1 protein-coding gene is annotated in these 430 nt (G+C 40.5%); it reads right to left on the minus strand.

Features of this window, described 5'->3' with window-relative positions:
• Positions 1-430, minus strand: a 430-nt coding sequence (gene tyrS / locus GBI16_RS18600; RefSeq protein WP_151707651.1) for a tyrosine--tRNA ligase, incomplete at both ends; no start/stop codon positions are given.

A 430-nucleotide genomic window follows, 5' to 3' on the forward strand; every position in this document is an offset into this window, starting at 1 on the left:
GAGATTCTTGGCCATAACGGCTTTGTAAAGTACGACCCATAAGTAAGTTAAAGGTCTGGTCTGTACCGCCTAACTCAACGTCAGCTTCAAGCGCAATTGAGTCATAACCTTGAACTAAAGGATATAAAAACTCATGAATTGCAATCGGCTGATGATTGCTATAACGCTTAGTAAAGTCATCACGCTCTAACATACGTGATACGGTTTGCTGGCTTGCTAATTGAATAAGGTCAGCAGCAGACTTTTGATTAAACCATTCTGAGTTAAAACGTACTTTTGTTTTATTCGGGTCTAATATCTGGAATACTTGCTCTTGATAAGTTTTAGCGTTGGCTTCTACTTGTTCACGTGACAACGGTGGACGAGTTGCGCTTTTACCAGTTGGGTCACCAATCATCGCTGTATAGTCACCAATTAAGAAGGTAACTTC

The organism is Acinetobacter sp. TUM15064, from assembly GCF_008980265.1.
Taxonomy (GTDB): Bacteria; Pseudomonadota; Gammaproteobacteria; order Pseudomonadales; family Moraxellaceae; genus Acinetobacter.